Source organism: Rickettsia sp. TH2014, from assembly GCF_019249195.1.
Classification (GTDB): Bacteria; Pseudomonadota; Alphaproteobacteria; order Rickettsiales; family Rickettsiaceae; genus Rickettsia; species Rickettsia felis.
The window spans coordinates 1-2,544 of record NZ_MXAX01000163.1 but is presented as its reverse complement, the minus strand read 5'-3'; the positions used below and the strand labels follow the sequence as shown (position 1 = coordinate 2,544).

Genomic DNA, 2,544 nt, shown 5'->3' with positions numbered 1-2,544 from the left:
TTTTTATTATTTTTTCTAGATTGCCACGTCGCTTCGCGTCTCGCAATGACGATTTGGTAGCCATGCAACAACGCCGCGACTGAAAGGAGCGTGGCAATCTCGTCAAATATCCTGAGATTGCGGACGTATAAAACTTACAGTTTTTCCTCGCAATGACGGACAACAATTTTTCTAGTCAATGCCTACTTCGCAGCTCTTTTACGGTCGTTAGGGTCAAGTAGAGCCTTACGCAGACGAATAGATTTCGGTGTTACTTCAACCCTTTCATCATCCTGTATATAGCTAATTGCCTTCTCTAGAGTTAAAAGCATCGGCGGCGTTAGTCTTATAGCCTCATCTTTACCCGATGCTCTAACGTTGCTTAGTTGCTTCGCTTTTAGCGGGTTGACCTCTAAATCATTATCACGATTATGTTCGCCGATAATCATCCCTCTATATACTTTATCGCTAGGATTTATAAACATTTTTCCTCTTTCTTCTAGATTCCATAGAGCATATGCAACTGCTACCCCGTCACCGTTAGAGATAAGTACGCCGCTACGTCTTCCCTCGATAGCTCCTTTATAATCGGCATATCCGTGGAAAATACGATTCATAATCCCCGTGCCTCGTGTTTCGGTTAAAAACTGACTGTGATAGCCGATTAACCCTCTAGAAGGCCCAATAAACGTAACACGGCTTTTACCTCCGCCTGACGGTCTCATATCAGTCATTTCGGCTTTTCTAAGTGCTAAAGATTTTACGACTACTCCAACATAATCGTCATCAACGTCAACTTGGATTTCTTCCATAGGCTCTTGCTTATTACCTTTCCCATCGGTTTGGAATAATACTTCAGGTCTGCTAATAGATAACTCAAACCCTTCACGACGCATAGTTTCGATTAAGATCCCAAGCTGTAATTCTCCTCGTCCTGCAACTTGGAAAGCATTTTTTTCAGCAGCTTCGGTAACTTTTAGTGCGACGTTACTCTCAAGCTCACGCATTAACCTAGCTCCAATCAAGCTCGATGTAACTTTTGTCCCTTCACTTCCTGCAAGCGGTGAGTCATTAACGCTAAAGGTCATGGATAAAGTTGGGGGGTCAATAGGTAGAGATGATACAGCTTCGGTTACTTCAGGTGAACAAATAGTATCGGCAACGTTGGCGTTTTCAACGCCTGCTACGGCAATAATATCGCCGGCTGTAGCCTCATCTATAGCGATTCTCTCTAAACCTCTAAATGCTAATATTTTAGTGATACGTCCGGTTTCAAGTACTTTATTCTCACGATTTAATACTTTTACGTTTTGATTGATTTTAACAGTGCCGCTTTGTACACGCCCCGTTAAAACCCTACCGAAGAAAGAATTATATTCTCTAGTAGTAACAAGCATAGAAAACGGTGCTTTATCGTCAGCTGCGGGTTTTGGTACATGTTTTACTATTAGGTCGAAAAGTGGAGCTAAATCATCTGCTAAATTATCTAAAGGATTAATTTTATCATCAAAGTTTAAAGAAGCTCTACCTGCTCTACCTGATGCGTAAACTATAGGGAAATCAAGCTGATCGTTATTTGCTTCGAGTGCCACAAATAGCTCGAATACTTCGTCGATAACTTCTTTAATTCTTTGGTCGTCTCTATCGATTTTATTAATAACAACGATAGGTTTTAAGCCGAGATTTAAAGCTTTAGAAAGTACGAATTTTGTTTGTGGCATTGGTCCTTCAGAAGCGTCGACAAGTAACACAACACCGTCAACCATACTTAATATGCGTTCTACTTCACCGCCAAAATCAGCATGTCCAGGTGTATCAACGATATTAATACGGATATCGTTCCACATAAGAGCAGTGCATTTGGCTAGTATTGTTATTCCACGCTCACGTTCAAGATCGTTAGAATCCATAACACGCTCGGCTACTGCTTGGTTAGCTCTAAATGTCCCGCTTTGTTTAAGCATATTATCAACAAGCGTAGTTTTCCCATGATCAACGTGGGCAATAATTGCTATATTACGAATAGATGTCATCTTTAAAAATTCTCACAAGTTTACAATAGTTTTCCGTATTATACACTAAAATACCAAAAATTGGAATAAAGTTCTTGAAAAAGAAATTGGTTTAACTACAGAATAAAAATTACTAAGAATTTTCAAACTTTAAAATAAGAGAAATTAATGAACGATAATATAGCACTATTTATATTTGATTTTGACGACACTTTAGTTAAAAGGCATTCGCATAATTATATAGGGGAGAGGTTAGGAGGCTTAATAGCACGTAATATACGGAATCGCTTTTTTAGCTCATATGATGAGGAACGTGATCAAGAAATAGCTAGGCTTGAACAAAAATTCACTATAGAGCTGATGGAAAATTTTTTAGATAATGAAAACTTAGGTTGGAAAAATGAAGAGCAATTAGTACGTCTTTTTAAAAACATCATATCATCCGGTCATAAAATAGCTATAGCATCGTTTAATGATTATCCCAATGCCGTAAAATATGCATTAGAGCAATTATTAGACAAAGAAATAAGGTCGTGCCTCCGTATTGCAGTTT

General features: G+C 38.6%; 1 protein-coding gene and 1 pseudogene. One reads left to right on the top strand and one right to left on the bottom strand.

What is annotated here, in order from left to right; translation table 11 throughout:
• Positions 1–182: 182 nt before the first annotated feature.
• Positions 183–2,012 carry a translational GTPase TypA gene (typA, locus tag KYQ89_RS03125; protein ID WP_218460363.1) on the bottom strand — a complete coding sequence of 610 codons (1,830 nt, stop codon included), beginning with the start codon at positions 2,010–2,012 and terminating at the stop codon, positions 183–185.
• A 147-nt stretch (positions 2,013–2,159) separates the two neighbouring features.
• On the opposite strand from typA, the pseudogene KYQ89_RS07725 reads away from it, so the two are divergent.
• A pseudogene (locus KYQ89_RS07725) lies at positions 2,160–2,544 on the top strand (hypothetical protein); the annotation flags it as partial.